This window comes from Pseudomonas sp. XP1 (assembly GCF_053557675.1).
The window spans coordinates 147,536-165,130 of sequence record NZ_JBNRIJ010000007.1; the positions used below are offsets into that span (position 1 = coordinate 147,536).

The window sequence follows — 17,595 nt, forward strand, 5'->3', positions numbered from 1 at the left end:
AGACGACGTACATTCCTGCCAGCGACATCGGCGTGCTTATCGCGACCAGCCCCGCGCCACAAGGGCTGGCGCGTCGTAATTCAAATCGGCCATGTCGCCCATGGATACGGTTCATGACGCCTTCGGACGCACACTCCACGGCAAAACAACCAGCTGTTTCTTGATGAGCAGCCTTGCGGCACCACAACAACGATTAGCCACCTTTTGCCGGCCGCACACGGCCCCGAGGAATACACGATGGACGTCACCGCAACCCTGAGCCTGGGCGATCCACTGGAACCTGCACGCAAGGCCACCGCCGAGATGCTGCAGACCCGCGAGCGCACCTACTCGCTACCCCAGCCTTTCTACACCGACGAGCGTCTGTTCCAGATCGACATGCAGGAGATCTTCCAAAAGGAGTGGCTGATTGCGGGGCTGGTAAGCGAGATTCCGACAAAGGGCAACTTCCTGACCCTGCAGATCGGCAAGAACCCGATCATCGTGATCCGTGGCGCCGAGGGCAAAGTGCATGCCTTCCATAACGTGTGCCGCCACCGCGGCTCGCGTCTGTGCACCAGCGAAAAAGGCAAGGTGGCCAAGCTGGTCTGCCCCTACCACCAGTGGACCTACGAGCTGGATGGCCGCTTGCTGTTCGCCGGCACCGAAATGGGCGCCGACTTCGACATGAACCAGTACGGCCTCAAGCCTGTGAATGTGAAAGTTGCAGGCGGCTACATCTTTATCAGCCTGGCGGAAAACCCGCCCGCCATCGACGAGTTCCTGGCCACCCTGGACCACTACATGGAACCGTACGACATGGAAAACACCAAGGTGGCGGTACAAACCACCTTGATGGAAAAGGCCAACTGGAAGCTGGTGCTGGAAAACAACCGCGAGTGCTACCACTGCAACGGGTCGCACCCTGAGCTGCTGAAAACCCTGCTGGAGTGGGATGACACCAACGACCCACGCGCCGACCAGGCCTTCAAGGACCACGTAGCCGCCTCCGCCGCTGCCTGGGAAGCCGAGAAGATCCCGTACCTGCACAAGAGCCATGGCCTGCGTAACCGTATCGTGCGCATGCCGCTGCTCAAGGGGACCGTGTCGATGACCATGGATGGCAAGCAGGCATGCAAGAAGCTGATGGGCCGCATCAAGAACCCCGACCTGGGCTCTATGCGCATCCTGCACCTGCCACACTCCTGGAACCACTGCATGGGCGACCACATGATCGTGTTCACCGTGTGGCCGATCAGCGCCCAGGAAACCATGGTCACCACCAAGTGGCTGGTCCACAAGGATGCCGTGGAAGGCGTGGACTATGACCCTGAGCAGATGCGCAAGGTCTGGGACGCGACCAACGATCAGGACCGTCGCCTGGCCGAAGAAAACCAGCGCGGGATCAACTCCACTGCGTACCAGCCAGGGCCTTACTCGAAAACCTACGAGTTTGGCGTGGTCAACTTCATTGACTGGTACAGCCAGCGCTTGCTGAACAACCTGGGGGCGGAGCCGGCGGCGTATCTGAAGGAAGTTCAGGCGCAGTGATACACGCGAACCAAGCCTGTGGGTAACTCACAGGCTTGGTCTTCTCACCGTACTTCCGGATCTGCGCGACAATCTCCGTTGGCTTCATCCTCGATCTTACAAACCGGCATTTCCCGTCCCTTTTCTTAGCCGCTCCGCGGCGCCATCTTGTGCTTTCCCTTCCTGATTCGCCCGCTGAAAATCGTTCCAGGTCTCGGGCTGACGTTTTTCTTGATGTCGCGCCAGAGCATCGATCGGCGAACAGGCCCTGTGGAAAATACCGCCCGGCGCTCTTCCGCTAGCTTAAATCGCGAATTGAACGTTTTCTGACCAAACCTTTGAAAGCCTTGCTGATAAAGGCTTGGCGGCCTCCGCGAACACTTTTTCCACAGAGACACCAACAGAGTTTGTGGGCAATTGATTCGCTTTGTTCGATCTGGTTGTGGATAAGCGCCCCAAGGTCCTGATTATCGGAGATAAAGAAGACCTCATCCGGATTTGATCATTTTTGAACAAACCTACCGAAGCCTTTAACTACAAGGCCTACAGAAGCTATCAAACAGATTATCCACAGACCGGCTAACAGCGATTGTGGGCAAAATCAGGAGGGTGCTGGCGTGCGTTGCATGCGAAGGCAGGGATAAGACTGATCGTTTTTTGATCAAAAGCTTGGAGGCCACGTGATACAAGGGCTGTGACCATGCGCCAACACTTTATCCACACCTTGGCGAACAGATTTGGTGGGCAAAAACATTCGCTTGATACTGTGTATGGAATGTAGGAGCGGCCTTGTGCCGCGATGGGCCGCAGCGCGGCCCCAGGATCTCGACTACCAGTCAAGATTGCCGGGGCTGCTGCGCAACCCATCGCGACACAAGGCCGCTCCTACAACGGGACCGCGTGAGGCTCTAGCGCAGCACGCCTTCTTCCACCAACAGCTTGAGGATGGCCTCGGCGCCTTCCTGTGGCGAAACGTCCTTCAACACCTTGCCTCCGCCGCCACTGGCCTTGGCCGTCGCCGCCTTCATCCGGTCAGCACCGCTCTTGGCCTTGATAACCTTCAGCCGCTTGGGCCGTGGGCGGGCCGGTTGCAATTCGGCTTCAGTCAGCAATTCGTCTTCGACAATAGCTACGTTGCGTGCCGCCAACACACCCCGGCGTGCCGGCCCGAAAGCGCTCTGGCGCGGCTTGGGCGCAGCGTTATCCACAGTCGCCAGCAACGGCAGGCGCACCTTCAACCGACGCCGTTGACCGCGCGGCAGCGCCTGCAATACCTGGGCGGTGCCGTTGTCGATCGACTCCACTTCAGCCAACCCGACAATCAGCGGCCATCCGAGCTTTTCGGCCAGCAGGAAGGGCAACATGCCCGACCCCTCACCGGTCTCGGCCTGGCTGCCGGTCAGCACCAGCTGGGCCCCGGCGTCGCGCAGGTAATCCCCGAGCACGCCCAGCACATCCGCGCCGGCCGGCTGCTCCAGCACATCCAGATGGTCCAGGCCCATCCCCAGGTAGGCGCGCAGCGCCTCTTCCCGTGGGTCGCCGGCATGCACCACCTGCAAGTTATCCCCAGCCAGCTGCAAACCCAGCTCCACGGCGCGCGCATCCTGCTCGGCGCGGCGAGCGCGGCCGGAGCTGGGGTGGGCACCGATGGAAACCAGGCTGATCACTTTCGTACTCATGCTCGTGCCCTTATGCCGCGTCGCGCTGGCCGCCGCTGCGGTAGTTGTCCACAGCCTCGATCAGTGCCTGGAGAATCGCCGAACTGTCGCCAATTACCGACAGGTCGGCCCGTTTGATCATGTCGCAGCCCGGGTCCATGTTGATCGCCACCACTTTGTCGCAGGCGCCGATGCCCTGCAGGTGCTGGATCGCGCCCGAGATACCCACAGCCACGTAGACCCGCGCGGTAACCCAGGTACCGGTGGCACCCACCTGACGGTTACGGGGCATGAAGCCGTCGTCCACCGCCACCCGCGAGGCGCCTTCGGTGGCGCCAAGGGCCGCAGTGGCCTTGTGATAAAGGTCCCAATCCTTGACCCCGTTGCCGCCCGAAACGATGAACTCGGCCTCGGCCATGGCAATGGTGGCAGGGTCCACGGCCACCGAGCCCAGGTCTTCGATCCGCGACAGGCTACGCGCAACGCTTGTGGACAACTCCACCGGCAGCGCTTCGTGACGGGTTTCGCTGACCGGCTCGGCGCACTCGGCCGCCGCCAGGATCAAGCGTGGTACGGCGCGCTGCAAATCCTGCTGGCCGGCACCGGCACGGCCGATGCACTGGCCGTCCTTGACCTGCCATACCCGCGTCGCCGGGCGCTCGCCCAGTGCCGCGCCCAGGCGCCGGCCCAGTTCGCCACCACCGGTGCGGCTGTCGGGCAGCAGCCAGTGGCGCGGGGTGAACTGGTTATCCACAGCCCGCAGGCCTTGTACCAGTTGCTCCGGTGCATAACCTTCGAATGCCTCGCCTTCGATGACCAGCAGGCGGTCGACCCCGGCTGTGGAAAAGTTGCTTTCCTTATGCTCGCCAAACACCACTGCCAACACCGCACCGTCGCTGCCGGCCAGGCTGTGGGCCAGGCCGAGCAGGTCGCGGTCGTGGCTGCTCAGGCGGCCACCGACCATGTCCGGCACCACGGCAATGTAGAACGCCGGCGCAGGTACCTGGTGCAGCGGCAGCTTGACCTCAACCGCCGCCGTGCGTCGCCCGCCCACGGCAGTGCCCTGCTGGGCGCCGCTGCGGTCGATGCGCTTGATGCCGGCCGGGCCGATGAAGCCTGCGGCAATCGCATGGGGGTTCTTGCGGATGAGGCCGTTGGGCCCCATCCAGCTGGTCTGCTGCGTCTGCATCGCTGCATGCAGCGGGTGCAGACGGTTACGGGCGATCCACTCGGCGCGTGGGTCGCGGCGGATAATGTCGCTCATCAGTGCACCTCCGCAGGTTCACGTTTGGCCGTTTGCGGCTTTGGGGCAGAGGGCGCGTCCGCTTCGATCAGCACGTCGGCCACCAGCTCGGCCAGGTCCTTGATCTGTGGGCGCGGTTCGACCACGCCTTCGAGCATGGCGGTGCACTGTGGGCACCCCACGGCTACGAGTTCGGCCTCGGTCTCGCGGATGTCGTCCATGCGCATGTCCGGGATACGCTGCTTGCCCGGGATGTCGGTGATCGGCGCACCGCCGCCACCGCCGCAGCAGCGGGAACGGAAGCCGGAGCGCTGCATCTCGCGCACTTCGATACCCAGGGCTTTGAGCACAGCCCGTGGAGCTTCGTACTCACCGTTGTAACGGCCCAGGTAGCAGGGGTCGTGGTAGGTGACGCTGCCACCCTTGTGCTGGCCAAGGTTGAGCTTGTTGGCCGCGATCAGTTCGGCGATGTAGGTACTGTGGTGCTGCACCTGATAGTCGCCGCCCAGGGCGCCGTACTCGTTCTTCAGCACATGGAAGCTGTGCGGGTCACAGGTGACGATGCGCTGGAACTTGTATTTGGCCAGGGTCTGGATATTGCGTTTGGCCAATTGCTGGAAGGTCGCCTCATCGCCCAGACGGCGAGCCACGTCGCCGCTATCGCGCTCTTCCAGGCCGAGCACGGCAAAGTCCACGCCCGAAGCCTTGAGCACCTTGACGAACGAGCGCAGGGTGCGCTGGTTGCGCATGTCGAAGGCACCGTCACCGACCCAGAACAGCACCTCGGTGGTTTTCACCTCCGACAGCAGTTGCAGGTTGAGGTCGGCGGCCCAGTTCATGCGGCCACCGGGGGCGAAGCCGCCCGGGTTGTCGGTAGCGATCAGGTTGTCCAGCACTTCGGCACCCTTGTTCGGGGTAGCGCCTTTTTCCAGGGTGAGGTGACGGCGCATGTCGACGATGGCATCGACGTGCTCGATCATCATCGGGCATTCCTCGACGCAGGCACGGCAGGTGGTGCACGACCACAGCGTTTCGGCGTCGACCAGGCCATTGACGATCGGCTGGTGCGGGTGGCCGCCATGCTCACCGATCGGTTTGCCCGGGTATGGGCTGCCGGCGAACTGCGCATCGGTGCCACCGGCCAGGCCGATGACCATGTCCTGGATGAGCTTTTTCGGGTTCAGCGGCTGGCCGGCAGCAAAGGCCGGGCACATAGCTTCGCATTTACCGCACTGCACGCAGGCGTCGAAGCCCAGCAGCTGGTTCCAGGTGAAGTCCACCGGCTTTTCCACGCCCAGCGGCGCGTTCGGGTCTTCCAGGTCCAGCGGCTTGAGGCCGGTGGAGCGGCCGCCGCCGAAGCGTTCGGCGCGGCGGTGCCAGGCCAGGTGCAGGGCACCGGCGAAGGCGTGTTTCATCGGGCCGCCCCAGGTCATGCCGAAGAACAGCTCCGACACGCCCCACAGCACGCCCAGGCCGAGAATGCCCACCATCACCCAGCCACCGGTGTTGGCCGGCAGGATGCCGGCGACCGGCAAGGTGGCGATGAAGAAGCTCACGGCAAACGCCAGCAGGCTCTTCGGCAGGCGCATCCACGGGCCCTTGGACAGGCGCGAAGGCGGGTTGAGGCGGCGCTTGAAGACGAAGATGGCGCCGCTGAACATGATCACGGTAGCCACCAGCAACGCGTAGCCGAGAATCTTGCTCTGCAGGCCGAAGCCGTGCACCAGGATCGCCAGCACGGCCGACAGCACGAAGCCGCCAGCGGTGGCCACGTGGGTCTTGGACATGTACTTGTCGCGCTCGACCACATGGTGCAGGTCCACCAGGTAACGGCGCGGCATGGCCAGCAGGCCGCCGATCAGGTTGACCTTGGACGGCCGGCCACGCCGCCACATGCGCACCCGGCGCAGGGCGCCGAGCACTGCCAGGCCAAGGGCAGCGAACAGCAGAATAGGTAGAAGGGTGTTCAACATGGGAGGCTCCCACAACAGCTGGATTCTTGCGCCACTCTGAAGATGGGATTGGCCCCTTGTGGGAGCGGGTTTACCCGCGAATGCGTCAGATCAGACAACTTTGTTGCTTGTGCTGACGCTTTCGCGGGTGAACCCGCTCCCACAGGGACCGCGCCCGGTGGCGACGATTTTTCTCGATCAGAAGTCCTTGCACAGGCGCAAGGCGTCGTAGATCGCCGCATGCACGTTGCGCTGGGCCACGCAGTCGCCGATGCGGTACAGCAGGTAGCCTTCGCCCGGCTGGCTGAGGATCGGCTGTGGCTTGATGGCGAACAGCGCCTCCACGTCGATCTGGCCTTTGTTGCGCGAACCTTCCTTCAGTGCGTAGTACAGCTGCTCGTCAGGACGCACGCCGTTCTCCACCACCACCTGGTCGACCACACGCTCTTCCTTGGCGCCGGTGTATTCGTTTTCCAGCACCGCCACCAGCTTGTCGCCTTCGCGGTAGACCTTTTCCAGCATCATGTCGCCGGTCATGATCACTTCTTTCGGATACATGCTGCGGTAGTAGGTCGGGAAGGTAGTACCGCCCATGGCCACGCCCGGCTTGATATCGTCGGTGACGATCTCCACCTGGCTGCCCTTGTCGGCGATGAAGTCAGCCACCGACATGCCGGTGAACTCGCAGATGGTGTCGTACACCAGCACGTTCTTGCCCGGCGCAACCTTGCCGTCGAGCACATCCCAGCTGCTGACCACCAGCCCTTCGGCGGCGCCCCAGTGCTCGTTCTGCTCCAGGAACGAATGCCCACCCACCGCCAGCACGATGATGTCCGGGCGCAGGTCCTGGATGGTCGCCACGTCAGCGGCGGTGCCAAGGCGCAGGTCAATCTTCAGGCGGGCGAACTCCAGCTGGTACCAGCGAGTGATACCGGCGATCTGGTCGCGCTGCGGCGCCTTGGCGGCGATGGTGATCTGCCCGCCGATCTGGTCCTTCTTCTCGAACACGGTCACGTCGTGGCCGCGCTCGGCAGCCACGCGGGCCGCTTCCATACCGGCAGGGCCGGCGCCGACGATGACGACCTTGCGCTTGGGCCCGGTGGTCTTCTCGATGATGTGCGGCACCCCCATGTATTCGCGGGAGGTCGCGGCGTTCTGGATGCACAGCACGTCCAGGCCCTGATACTGGCGGTCGATGCAGTAGTTGGCACCGACGCACTGCTTGATCTGGTCGACCTGGCCCATCTTGATCTTGGCGATCAGGTGCGGGTCGGCGATGTGCGCGCGGGTCATGCCGACCATGTCGACATAGCCGCCTTCCAGGATGCGCGTGGCCTGGTTCGGGTCCTTGATGTTCTGCGCGTGCAGTACCGGGACCTTGACCACTTCCTTGATGCCGGCGGCCAGGTGCAGGAACGGCTCCGGCGGGTAGCTCATGTTGGGGATGACGTTGGCCAGGGTGTTGTGGGTGTCGCAACCCGAGCCGACCACGCCGATGAAATCGATCATGCCGGTGGCGTCGTAGTAGGCGGCGATCTGCTTCATGTCCTCGTGACTGAGGCCATCGGGGTGGAACTCGTCGCCACAGATACGCATGCCCACGCAGAAATCGTCACCGACTTCGGCGCGTACGGCCTTCAGTACTTCCAGGCCGAACTTCATGCGGCCTTCGAAGGTGCCGCCCCATTCGTCGGTACGCTTGTTGACGCGCGGGCTCCAGAACTGGTCGATCATGTGCTGGTGCACGGCCGACAGTTCCACGCCGTCCAGGCCACCTTCCTTGGCGCGGCGGGCAGCTTGCGCGTAGTTGCCGATCACGCGCCAGATCTCTTCCACCTCGATGGTCTTGCAGGTGGCGCGGTGCACGGGTTCACGGATACCCGACGGCGACATCAGGGTCGGCCAGTTGAAGCCGTCCCAACGCGAGCGACGGCCCATGTGGGTAATCTGGATCATGATCTTGGCGCCATGCTTGTGCATGGCGTCAGCCAGGTTCTGGAAGTGCGGGATGATGCGGTCGGTCGACAGGTTGACCGACGACCACCACTCCTGCGGGCTGTCGATGGCCACCACCGACGAGCCGCCGCAGATCGCCAGGCCGATACCGCCCTTGGCCTTTTCTTCGTAGTACTTCACGTAGCGGTCGGTCGTCATGCCGCCGTCAGTGGCGTAGACCTCGGCGTGCGCGGTGCTGAGCACACGGTTGCGGATGGTCAGTTTGCCGATCTGGATCGGCTGGAACATTGCTTCGAATGCCATGACGCTATCTCCGGCTTACAACGGCTTGACGACGAACAGGCCATCTTCGTGACCTTCTTCCGACCCGCCATAGACCTGTTCGGCCACAGTGCGGATCGAGCTGCCGCGGGCAGCGAGAATCTGGTCCATGGCGCCGGCGAACCAGCCGGTGAACATGTAGTCGACCTTGCGGCCGCACTTGCCATAGACGTACACGAACGCGGAGTGCTTGAGCTTGACGCTGCAGGTTCCCTTGTCGAGGTCGATGTCCTGGATCTCGAACAGGCCCCAGCCACGCTGGCTCAGGCGCTTCATGTAGTGCTCGAACACCGCCACGCCTTCCAGGCCATGGCACTCAGCTTCTTTTTCACACCAGTGCCACGCGGACTTGTAGCCGGCCTTGTAGAGGATCTCGGCATACTTGTCGGCGCCCAGGACTTCTTCGATGCCCATGTGGTTGTTGACGAAGAAATGGCGCGGCACATACAGCATCGGCAAGGCGTCGCTGGTCCAGACACCGGTCTCGCTGTCTACTTCGATTGGCAATTGCGGGGCGATCTTGGCCATGGAAACTCAACTCCATAAAATTTTTTATTGGGATGCCCCGGCGTTGCTGGCAGGGGCTTTCAGGCTTGGAGAGCGGCTTACTCGCCCCACACGTCCTTGAGGACGTTGACCCAGTTCTCACCCATGATCTTGCGCACCACGCGCTCGGAGTGGCCGCGCTTGAGCAAGGTTTCGGTGAGGTTGGGGAATTCGCCCACAGTGCGGATGCCCAGCGGGTTGATGATCTTGCCGAAGTTGGTCAGGCGACGGGCGTAACCCTTGTCGTGGGTCAGGTACTCGAAGAAGTCCTGGCCGTGGCCCTGGGTGAAGTCGGTACCGATACCGATGGCGTCTTCACCAACGATGTTCATGGTGTATTCGATGGCTTCGGCGTAGTCGTCGATGGTGGAGTCGATGCCCTTGGCCAGGAACGGCGCGAACATGGTCACACCGACGAAACCGCCATGGTCGGCGATGAACTTCAGCTCTTCGTCCGACTTGTTGCGCGGGTGCTCTTTCAGGCCCGAAGGCAGGCAGTGCGAGTAGCAGACCGGCTTTTTCGACTCGAGAATGACTTCTTCGGAGGTCTTGGAGCCGACGTGGGACAGGTCGCACATGATGCCGACGCGGTTCATTTCGGCAACGATCTCGCGGCCGAAGCCCGACAGGCCGCCGTCACGCTCGTAGCAGCCGGTGCCGACCAGGTTCTGAGTGTTGTAGCACATCTGCACGATGCCCACGCCCAGCTGCTTGAAGACGTCGACATAGGCGATCTGGTCTTCGAAGGCATGGGCGTTCTGGAAGCCGAAAAGGATACCGGTCTTGCCCAGCTCCTTGGCCTTGCGGATGTCGGCAGTGGTGCGCACCGGCATCACCAGGTCGCTGTTTTCGCGGATCAGCTTCTGGCTGGCGGCGATGTTGTCGACGGTAGCCTTGAAACCTTCCCAGACCGACACCGTGCAGTTGGCCGCAGTCAACCCGCCTTTGCGCATGTCCTCGAACAGCTCGCGGTTCCATTTGGCAATGATCAGGCCGTCAATGACGATGCTGTCGGCGTGAAGTTCGGCTGGGCTCATCAGGCTGTCCCCTTTTATTGAATGGGTTTGCGCCAAACCTTATTGCCGGCGCTTTGGGGCCAGCATATGCCTGTGCCCAACAGCGCCCCGATGCAAAAACGACAGGGGGTTTGCCGAAAGCGTCAATGCGCGACATCGCGCCCTCTGGCGCGCCGTCTGGCGATGAGAGACAGTCTCGATAACGACATTTCCGGCCGTTTCATGAACATTTCTTCAGGGAGCTATCGTCTTGCCGACAGCTGAGCGAGAATCCAGCCGATTCGTCAGCCTTGTTGAGGAGAAAACGGATGAAATCAATGGCATGGCTGGTATTGCTGGCTATCGTATCGGGCGCCCACGCCGGCGAAGAAGAAAGCACCCCGTGCGACAACGTCGAGACCGACCAGCAGACATATGCTTGCGCGGCATTCAACAAGCAGACGGCCGAGCGTGAACTGAAGTCGGCGTATGACGACCTTATCCAGCGCATTCGCGACCAGTACGCCGACGAAAGCGACAAGGCCGATGCCCTGGCCGGGCGCATGGATGCCGCCGAGAAACTGTGGACGCAGCTGCGCGATGCCGACTGCAAGGTAGAAACCTACGCCGAGAAGCCGGGCAGCAAAGCGTTCGAAGCGGCGTGGAACACCTGCGTGGCACAGCGCAGCGATGACCGCTCGGAATACCTGCAGTCCATCGGCCAGCAGTAAGGAAGTTCCTGGGCAGGAAAGGCTGTCGGCTTATCTGTCTTGACGATCCGAACCAAAGTGCGTCCCCGGCGCCTCACCCGAGGTGCCGATGATGAACTAGATCGGAAACCAAGACATGACCTCTACTATCAGCAAGACCGACATGAACAGCGCCATTGCCGCCCTGAAGAAAGAAGGCGAAGAACGCGCCGTCATGGTAGCCAACACCGTCTGCATCTTTGCCCCGGATGTACCGGCCAGTGTTGCCGAAGATGTGCTCGATGGCATGCGCCTGATGAACCTGTCGGCGAACAAGAAGTTCGACAAGGAAACCCAGCAGCGCGAGTGGTACAACTTCTACAACGACGGTCTGGGCAAATTCGGCTGGACGCTGACCGGCGCCGCCCATGTCGAGGAAGCAATCGACAAGGACACCCACACGCTGGCCACCCTGGTGCCCCAGATTGTCACCGTCCAGATCGGCGCCAGCCACCGCCTGAGCCGCTGTGTACAACGCTCCTTCGAAGCGATCGTACAAACGCCGAAGGCGCAGCAACTGCTTGAAGAAAGCAGCGTGAGCGTTTCGGGGAAATCCAGCACCATTCAGATTTCGGCCTGCGAGATGACACCGCAAGGGCTGCCGATCATGCACATGACCAGCGTTCAGCTGAGCTATGACAAGGCCGAGAAAGCCGCAGGGTCGGCTGGCCGCATCATCGACAAGTCGAACACCCGGGTTTACCGGGCCTCGCAGCAGGGCTCGTTCAGTGTTCGTCACTTCGACGCCATGCGCGATGCCGTCAGGATGAAGCTGGCCAGCCAGGCGTTCGACATCCTGGCGCTGGACATCTGACCTGAACCTGGCGCCGCCCAGCGGCGCCAGGCTCCCCTTCCTACTTTGCGACGAGGGCCAGAAGCATGCCCACCAAACCTGCCACCCAACCATGGGAGGACCTTCACGCCTGCCTGCGCCTGGCGCAACTGGGGGCCAACCAGGCTCACGATCGTCAACAGGACGGCCAGCGCTGGTTCAACCATTTTCTACAGGGCCTGGAAGACATCGGTATCGAATTGTTCGAACGGACGACGAAAAGCATCAACTGCGTACCCACGGATGCCGTGTTTCAGGACGTCTTCAACGGCTGGATTCCAGCGCCCCAGAGGCGCAACCTCAAGTTCGAGCGGGTTGCCAAGGACATACTCAATGGCTTGAAACAGCCAGACCTCGCCCTGCTGCGCAGCACCTCGGCCAGCTCGCACCTGCGCATCGACTTTGACCTGGATGACAACGGCAGCCCCCTGGCGATCATCTTTCACTTGTGCTGTGCGACCGACCCGGATGCTCCGCGGACGCGCGTGGCCCTGCTACTGGACCATATGGGCGCCAAACTCGACACTCGGGCTTTCGAGGCGCGGCGAGTACAGATCGAAAACCGCCTCCAGGCGTATTCCGACCTCGATCAGTTCTGATCCGGCAGCTGTGGCTTCAGCGCCTGACGCTCTTCACGAGGACAGCGTCCAAAGCGCCTTTTGTACCGGCGGGTAAAGTACGACGGCAACTCGAAACCGCATGCCACACTTACCTGCGTGATGCTCATCTGCGTCTGGCAAAGCAGCTGACGCGCCTTGTCCAGACGCAGGTCAAGATAGAACCCACTGGGCGTGTCATTCAGGTGCAGACGAAACAAGCGCTCCAGTTGACGCCTGGTGATCATGGCACGGGCGGCCAGCTCCAATGTGCTCAACGGTGGCTCAGTATGCTTTTCCATCTCGCCGATCACCTGCACCAGCTTGCGGTTGCTGATGCCATAGCGAGAGGCAATCTGCATCCGCTGATGATCCTGCCGCGGCCGAATGCGGCCCAACACGAACTGCTCCGATACCTGCACCGCCAGCTCGCTGCCGTGGGATTGCGCAATCAGGTCGAGCATCAGGTCGATCGAGGCAGTGCCACCCGCGCAGGTGATGCGCCGGCGATCGATTTCGAACAGCTCCTGGGTCGCCTGCAGGCTCGGATAGTTCTCCTTGAACGCCTCCAGCGCCTCCCAGTGCACGGTGGCGCGATGGCCGTCGAGCAGACCGGCCTCGGCCAGCACCACCGCGCCGGTATCGATGCCCCCCAGAACAACCCCCTCATGGTCCAGGCGGCGTAGCGCCTGCTGCAGCGCCGGCCCGTAACAGGCCAATGGCTCGAAGCCGGCGACGATCAGCAGGATGCCGCCAGGTCCGCCCGCCGCCAGCGCTGCATCGGCGTTCACCGACATGCCATTGCTGGCCTGCACTGCGCCTCCGTCCAGGCTCAACACCTGCCAGCGATACAACGAGCCCTTGAAGCGGTTGGCCACCCGCAGTGGTTCCAGGGCACTGATGAAACCCATGGCCGAGAACCCGGGCAACAACAGGAAGTGAATGATTTGCGGCATTGCATGCTCCACGGCAAAGGTGGTCGCCTCCGTGCAAATGTTGGTCGCCAGGGTGCGATTTTCCACCCTGACAGCAGCGTAGCTTCTTCATACGACCCAGAGAGGTCGAACCCCAATAACAATATGCACTGCCGATGGAGAGCCACCATGCACAGCTTGATCCGCCGCAGCCTGTTGACCCTTACCCTGAGCAGCATCGCCACTTCCCCACTATTCGCCGCCGAGCCTGCGGCCTGCAAGAACGTCCGTCTGGGCGTGGTCAACTGGACCGATGTCATCGCCACCAGCGCCATGGCCCAGGTGCTGCTCGATGGCCTTGGCTACCAGACCAAGCAGACCAGCGCCTCGCAGCAGATCATCTTCGCCGGCATCCGCGACAAACGCCTGGACATGTTCCTGGGTTACTGGAACCCGATCATGACCCAGACCATCACCCCGTTCGTCGACGCCAAGCAGGTCAAGGTGCTCGACAAGCCCAGCCTGGAAGACGCCCGCGCCACCCTGGCAGTACCCAAGTACCTGGCCGACAAGGGCCTGAAGACCTTCGCCGACATCCACAAGTTCGAAAAGGAACTGGGCGGGAAAATCTACGGCATCGAACCGGGTTCCGGCGCCAACACCCAGATCAAGGCGATGATAGCCAAGAACCAGTTCGGCCTGGGCAAGTTCCAGCTGGTCGAATCCAGCGAGGCCGGCATGCTCGCCGCCGTCGACCGTGCAGTGCGGCGCAACGAGGCCGTGGTGTTCTTTGGCTGGGCACCGCACCCGATGAACGTGAATATCGACATGGTCTACCTGGGCGACAGCCAGGACGCCCTGGGCCCTGACGAAGGCCGCGCGACAGTGTGGACGGTGACTGCGCCAGACTACGCCGAACGCTGCCCCAATGCCCACCGCCTGCTGGCGAACCTGAACTTCAGCGCCGAGGACGAGAGCCGCATGATGCAGCCGCTGCTCGACCACAAGGATGCACTGGAATCGGCCCGCCAGTGGCTCAAGGACCACCCCGAGGACAAGGCCCGCTGGCTCGAGGGTGTGACCACCTTCGATGGCAAGCCGGCTGCCGACAACCTAAACCTCACTGCCAACTGATCCGGCCCATTCGCGGGTAAACCCGCTCCCACAAGTCATGCACATGCCAGGGGCAACATCGTTCCCTGTGGGAGCGGGTTTACCCGCGAAAAGGCCACCAGACACCACAAGGAACCCCGTCATGAACCACGACGTCATCATCACCTGCGCCCTCACCGGCGCCGGCGACACCGCCTCGAAAAGCCACCTTGTTCCAGTGAACCCCAAGCAGATCGCCGAGTCTGCCGTAGAGGCCGCCAAAGCCGGCGCCACCGTGGTCCACTGCCACGTGCGCGACCCGCAAACCGGCCGTTTCAGCCGTGATGTGGCGCTGTATCGCGAAGTCATGGAACGCATCCGCGAAGCCGACGTGGACATCATCGTCAACCTTACCGCGGGCATGGGTGGCGACCTGGAAATCGGCCCAGGTGAAACACCACTGGAATTCGGCCCGGGCACCGACCTGATCGGCCCCCTGGAGCGCCTGGCGCATGTCGAAGCGTTGCTGCCGGAGATCTGCACCCTCGACTGCGGCACCCTCAACTTCGGCGACGGCAACTCGATCTACGTCTCCACCCCGGCGCAACTGCGCGCCGGCGCCAAGCGCATAACCGAGCTGGGGGTAAAAGCCGAGCTGGAAATCTTCGACACCGGCCACCTGTGGTTCGCCAAGCAAATGATGAAGGAAGGCCTGCTCGACGACCCGCTGTTCCAGCTGTGCCTGGGCATCCCGTGGGGCGCGCCGGCTGATACCACCACCATGAAGGCGATGGTCGACAACTTGCCGGCCAACGTCACCTGGGCCGGGTTCGGAATCGGCCGCATGCAGATGCCGATGGCCGCACAGGCCGTGCTGCTGGGCGGCAACGTGCGGGTGGGCCTGGAGGACAACCTGTATCTGGACCGTGGCGTGTTGGCCAGCAACGGCCAGTTGGTCGAGCGCGCGGTGGAGATCATTTCGCGCCTTGGCGCCCGCGTGCTGACCCCGGCAGAAGGCCGGGAAAAGATGAACCTCAAACGCCGCTGACACTTTCAGGAGCCCAACATGACCTTCATCACCGAGATCAAGACCTTCGCCGCCCTGGGTAGTGGCGTGATCGGCAGCGGCTGGGTTGCGCGTGCCCTGGCCCACGGCCTGGACGTGGTCGCCTGGGACCCGGCGCCAGGCGCCGAGCAGGCCTTGCGCAAGCGCATCGCCAACGCCTGGCCGGCATTGGAAAAGCAAGGCCTGGCACCAGGCGCTTCACAACAACGCCTGAAGTTCGTCGTCACTATCGAGGAATGCGTTCGCGATGCCGATTTCATCCAGGAAAGCGCCCCTGAACGCCTGGACCTGAAGCTCGACCTGCACGCAAAGGTCAGCGCTGCCGCAAAACCCGATGCAATCATCGGTTCCAGCACCTCGGGCCTGCTGCCCAGCGAGTTCTACGAATCTGCCACCCACCCCGAGCGCTGCGTGGTCGGCCACCCGTTCAACCCGGTGTACCTGCTGCCGCTGGTGGAAATCGTCGGTGGCAACCGCACCGCCCCCGAGGCCATCGAAGCTGCCAAAACCATCTACACCGCCCTGGGTATGCGCCCGCTGCACGTACGCAAGGAAGTGCCCGGGTTCATCGCCGACCGCCTGCTCGAAGCCCTGTGGCGCGAAGCCCTGCACCTGGTCAACGACGGCGTGGCCAGCACCGGCGAAATCGACGATGCCATCCGCTTCGGCGCCGGCCTGCGCTGGTCGTTCATGGGCACGTTCCTCACCTACACCCTGGCCGGTGGTGACGCAGGCATGCGTCACTTCATGGCCCAGTTCGGCCCGGCGCTGCAACTGCCGTGGACTTATCTGCCGGCACCAGAGCTGACCGACAACCTGATCGACGATGTGGTCGAAGGGACCTCCGAACAACTGGGCGACCACAGCATCGCCGCGCTGGAGCGCTATCGTGATGACACCCTGTTGGCAGTGCTGGAAGCGGTGAAGACCAGCAAGGCCAAGCACGGTATGGCTTTCGGCGACTGAGGAGATCGCGATGCCCGCACTGATCACCTACCGTACCCCGGTCCAGGAAGACTGGGTCGACTACAACGGGCACCTGCGTGATGCCTACTACCTGCTGATCTTCAGCTACGCCACCGACGCGCTGATGGAGCGCATCGGCCTGGATGCCGACAGCCGCGGCCAGAGCGGTAACTCGCTGTTCACCCTGGAAGCGCACATAAACTACCTGCACGAAGTGAAGCTGGGTACCGAGGTGTGGGTGCAGACGCAGATCATCGGCTTCGATCGCAAGCGCCTGCATGTCTACCACAGCCTGCACCGGGCGGGGCTCGACGAGGCACTGGCGGCCAGCGAGCAGATGCTGCTGCATGTAGACCTGGCGGGGCCGAAGTCGGCACCGTTCAGTGAGCGTAGTGCCGGATTGCTGCAGGGGTTGGTGGATGAACAACAGGATCTGCCACCGGCCGAGTTCCTCGGACGTATGATGGGTTTGAACACCCGGCCCTGAACAAAACTGCGTACCCTGTGGGAGCGGGTTCACCCGCGAATGCGATGATGAAGCTACCGACGCATTCGCGGGTGAAACCGCGCCCACAGAGGGCATGCAAGCCTTCAAGCATTGAGTAAGACAGTGTGCCAACAGCGGCGGCGGGGTTGCTTCGGGCAAAAAATAACCCCGGAAAGCCGTGAGCATCCGGGGCCAAGAGCGAGCAACATCCACTGTGCACGAACGAGGGTGACCAAACCCTCCGTTGCGGTAGATGGCTTGAGTTTGCGCACTTCCCGGCAGGTGGAATTAGCCGGGAACGACCTGTTCTTAGCCAAAGCAGCCATGGCGCCATTCTGTTGTTGCGGGCATGTCGCCAGCGTCACAGAATCGGTCGTAAATCACAGCAGCACTCTCTTAGCGATAAAAGGGACAACAGCCATGATGCATGCGGATTTGATTGACCAGGACGATCTGGCAGGCCACCTGCGGGCGCGCGGGTTCGAGATTCCGGCCGGCGCTACTGCCGAGCAGGCGTGCGAAGCGGTAGTGCGTGGGCTGACCGAGCCCAATGCACGGGCGCTGAAGGGGATGGTGGAGCAGATGTATACCGGTAGTGCGACGATCCTGCCGGCGGTGCGCCAGGCCATCGACAAACAGCTGTTGCCGGCGTTGGCGCAGTTCAACAAGCGCGCCTGACTGATTTTTCCTGTACTGGCCTCTTCGCGGGTAAA

General features: G+C 62.4%; 16 protein-coding genes. 9 read left to right on the forward strand and 7 right to left on the reverse strand.

The window, feature by feature from the left end; translation table 11 throughout:
* Positions 1-237 precede the first annotated feature (237 nt).
* The gene (gbcA, locus tag ACK1U9_RS09275) at positions 238-1,530 is read left to right on the forward strand and encodes a glycine-betaine demethylase subunit GbcA (RefSeq protein ID WP_108481148.1); all 1,293 of its coding nucleotides are present in this window, start codon (positions 238-240) and stop codon (positions 1,528-1,530) included.
* An 887-nt stretch (positions 1,531-2,417) separates the two neighbouring features.
* Here the strand turns inward: gbcA and etfB are convergent.
* The 6 genes from etfB to ACK1U9_RS09305 all read right to left on the reverse strand — a co-directional run bounded on the left by etfB (position 2,418) and on the right by ACK1U9_RS09305 (position 10,222).
* Positions 2,418-3,188, reverse strand: coding sequence for an electron transfer flavoprotein subunit beta (etfB, locus tag ACK1U9_RS09280; RefSeq protein WP_085600018.1), 771 nt, complete (start codon positions 3,186-3,188; stop codon positions 2,418-2,420).
* 10 nt (positions 3,189-3,198) lie between these two features.
* The gene (etfA, locus tag ACK1U9_RS09285; protein WP_085600017.1) at positions 3,199-4,431 is read right to left on the reverse strand and encodes an electron transfer flavoprotein subunit alpha; all 1,233 of its coding nucleotides are present in this window, start codon (positions 4,429-4,431) and stop codon (positions 3,199-3,201) included.
* Complete coding sequence (dgcB, locus tag ACK1U9_RS09290) at positions 4,431-6,383, reverse strand: dimethylglycine demethylation protein DgcB (RefSeq protein ID WP_046614484.1); 1,953 nt, start codon at positions 6,381-6,383, stop codon at positions 4,431-4,433. The genes etfA and dgcB overlap by 1 nt, the downstream gene beginning before the upstream one ends.
* 177 nt (positions 6,384-6,560) lie before the next feature.
* Positions 6,561-8,621: a dimethylglycine demethylation protein DgcA gene (gene dgcA / locus ACK1U9_RS09295; RefSeq protein WP_046614485.1), complete on the reverse strand. Its 2,061-nt coding sequence runs from the start codon at positions 8,619-8,621 to the stop codon at positions 6,561-6,563.
* A 15-nt stretch (positions 8,622-8,636) separates the two neighbouring features.
* Entirely contained in the window at positions 8,637-9,167 is a 531-nt protein-coding gene (locus ACK1U9_RS09300) for a DUF5943 domain-containing protein (RefSeq protein WP_046614486.1), read from the reverse strand.
* A gap of 77 nt (positions 9,168-9,244) precedes the next feature.
* Entirely contained in the window at positions 9,245-10,222 is a 978-nt protein-coding gene (locus tag ACK1U9_RS09305; RefSeq protein ID WP_023382781.1) for a dipeptidase, read from the reverse strand.
* Positions 10,223-10,509: 287 nt separating this feature from the next.
* On the opposite strand from ACK1U9_RS09305, the gene ACK1U9_RS09310 reads away from it, so the two are divergent.
* From ACK1U9_RS09310 to ACK1U9_RS09320, 3 genes are all read left to right on the forward strand, one after another.
* Positions 10,510-10,911: a lysozyme inhibitor LprI family protein gene (locus ACK1U9_RS09310; protein WP_085600016.1), complete on the forward strand. Its 402-nt coding sequence runs from the start codon at positions 10,510-10,512 to the stop codon at positions 10,909-10,911.
* Between the two features lie 115 nt (positions 10,912-11,026).
* On the forward strand, positions 11,027-11,743 hold the full coding sequence (locus ACK1U9_RS09315) for a hypothetical protein (RefSeq protein ID WP_085600014.1): 717 nt from the start codon (positions 11,027-11,029) through the stop codon (positions 11,741-11,743).
* A 65-nt stretch (positions 11,744-11,808) separates the two neighbouring features.
* Positions 11,809-12,360 (forward strand): hypothetical protein, encoded by a 552-nt coding sequence (locus tag ACK1U9_RS09320; RefSeq protein WP_085600012.1) that lies wholly within the window; start codon positions 11,809-11,811, stop codon positions 12,358-12,360.
* On the opposite strand, the gene ACK1U9_RS09325 is transcribed toward ACK1U9_RS09320, so the two are convergent.
* Positions 12,351-13,313: a GlxA family transcriptional regulator gene (locus tag ACK1U9_RS09325; protein ID WP_085600010.1), complete on the reverse strand. Its 963-nt coding sequence runs from the start codon at positions 13,311-13,313 to the stop codon at positions 12,351-12,353. The genes ACK1U9_RS09320 and ACK1U9_RS09325 overlap by 10 nt on opposite strands.
* A gap of 147 nt (positions 13,314-13,460) precedes the next feature.
* Here ACK1U9_RS09325 and choX point away from each other — a divergent pair, with 147 nt between their 5' ends.
* From choX to ACK1U9_RS09350, 5 genes are all read left to right on the forward strand, one after another.
* Positions 13,461-14,405, forward strand: a complete 945-nt coding sequence (gene choX, locus ACK1U9_RS09330; protein ID WP_085600008.1) for a choline ABC transporter substrate-binding protein — start codon at positions 13,461-13,463, stop codon at positions 14,403-14,405.
* 121 nt (positions 14,406-14,526) lie between these two features.
* Entirely contained in the window at positions 14,527-15,411 is an 885-nt protein-coding gene (locus ACK1U9_RS09335) for a BKACE family enzyme (protein WP_108481150.1), read from the forward strand.
* 18 nt (positions 15,412-15,429) lie between these two features.
* Positions 15,430-16,395: an L-carnitine dehydrogenase gene (locus tag ACK1U9_RS09340; protein WP_108481151.1), complete on the forward strand. Its 966-nt coding sequence runs from the start codon at positions 15,430-15,432 to the stop codon at positions 16,393-16,395.
* Between the two features lie 10 nt (positions 16,396-16,405).
* Complete coding sequence (locus ACK1U9_RS09345; RefSeq protein WP_085600004.1) at positions 16,406-16,882, forward strand: thioesterase family protein; 477 nt, start codon at positions 16,406-16,408, stop codon at positions 16,880-16,882.
* A 420-nt stretch (positions 16,883-17,302) separates the two neighbouring features.
* On the forward strand, positions 17,303-17,560 hold the full coding sequence (locus ACK1U9_RS09350) for a hypothetical protein (protein ID WP_046614493.1): 258 nt from the start codon (positions 17,303-17,305) through the stop codon (positions 17,558-17,560).
* Positions 17,561-17,595: the final 35 nt, after the last annotated feature.

Coding starts and splice junctions, on each gene's coding strand:
- gbcA (WP_108481148.1), top strand. CDS start 238: ATGGACGTCACCGCAACCCTGAGCCTGGGCGATCCACTGGAACCTGCA.
- etfB (WP_085600018.1), bottom strand. CDS start 3,188: ATGAGTACGAAAGTGATCAGCCTGGTTTCCATCGGTGCCCACCCCAGC.
- etfA (WP_085600017.1), bottom strand. CDS start 4,431: ATGAGCGACATTATCCGCCGCGACCCACGCGCCGAGTGGATCGCCCGT.
- dgcB (WP_046614484.1), bottom strand. CDS start 6,383: ATGTTGAACACCCTTCTACCTATTCTGCTGTTCGCTGCCCTTGGCCTG.
- dgcA (WP_046614485.1), bottom strand. CDS start 8,621: ATGGCATTCGAAGCAATGTTCCAGCCGATCCAGATCGGCAAACTGACC.
- ACK1U9_RS09300 (WP_046614486.1), bottom strand. CDS start 9,167: ATGGCCAAGATCGCCCCGCAATTGCCAATCGAAGTAGACAGCGAGACC.
- ACK1U9_RS09305 (WP_023382781.1), bottom strand. CDS start 10,222: ATGAGCCCAGCCGAACTTCACGCCGACAGCATCGTCATTGACGGCCTG.
- ACK1U9_RS09310 (WP_085600016.1), top strand. CDS start 10,510: ATGAAATCAATGGCATGGCTGGTATTGCTGGCTATCGTATCGGGCGCC.
- ACK1U9_RS09315 (WP_085600014.1), top strand. CDS start 11,027: ATGACCTCTACTATCAGCAAGACCGACATGAACAGCGCCATTGCCGCC.
- ACK1U9_RS09320 (WP_085600012.1), top strand. CDS start 11,809: ATGCCCACCAAACCTGCCACCCAACCATGGGAGGACCTTCACGCCTGC.
- ACK1U9_RS09325 (WP_085600010.1), bottom strand. CDS start 13,313: ATGCCGCAAATCATTCACTTCCTGTTGTTGCCCGGGTTCTCGGCCATG.
- choX (WP_085600008.1), top strand. CDS start 13,461: ATGCACAGCTTGATCCGCCGCAGCCTGTTGACCCTTACCCTGAGCAGC.
- ACK1U9_RS09335 (WP_108481150.1), top strand. CDS start 14,527: ATGAACCACGACGTCATCATCACCTGCGCCCTCACCGGCGCCGGCGAC.
- ACK1U9_RS09340 (WP_108481151.1), top strand. CDS start 15,430: ATGACCTTCATCACCGAGATCAAGACCTTCGCCGCCCTGGGTAGTGGC.
- ACK1U9_RS09345 (WP_085600004.1), top strand. CDS start 16,406: ATGCCCGCACTGATCACCTACCGTACCCCGGTCCAGGAAGACTGGGTC.
- ACK1U9_RS09350 (WP_046614493.1), top strand. CDS start 17,303: ATGATGCATGCGGATTTGATTGACCAGGACGATCTGGCAGGCCACCTG.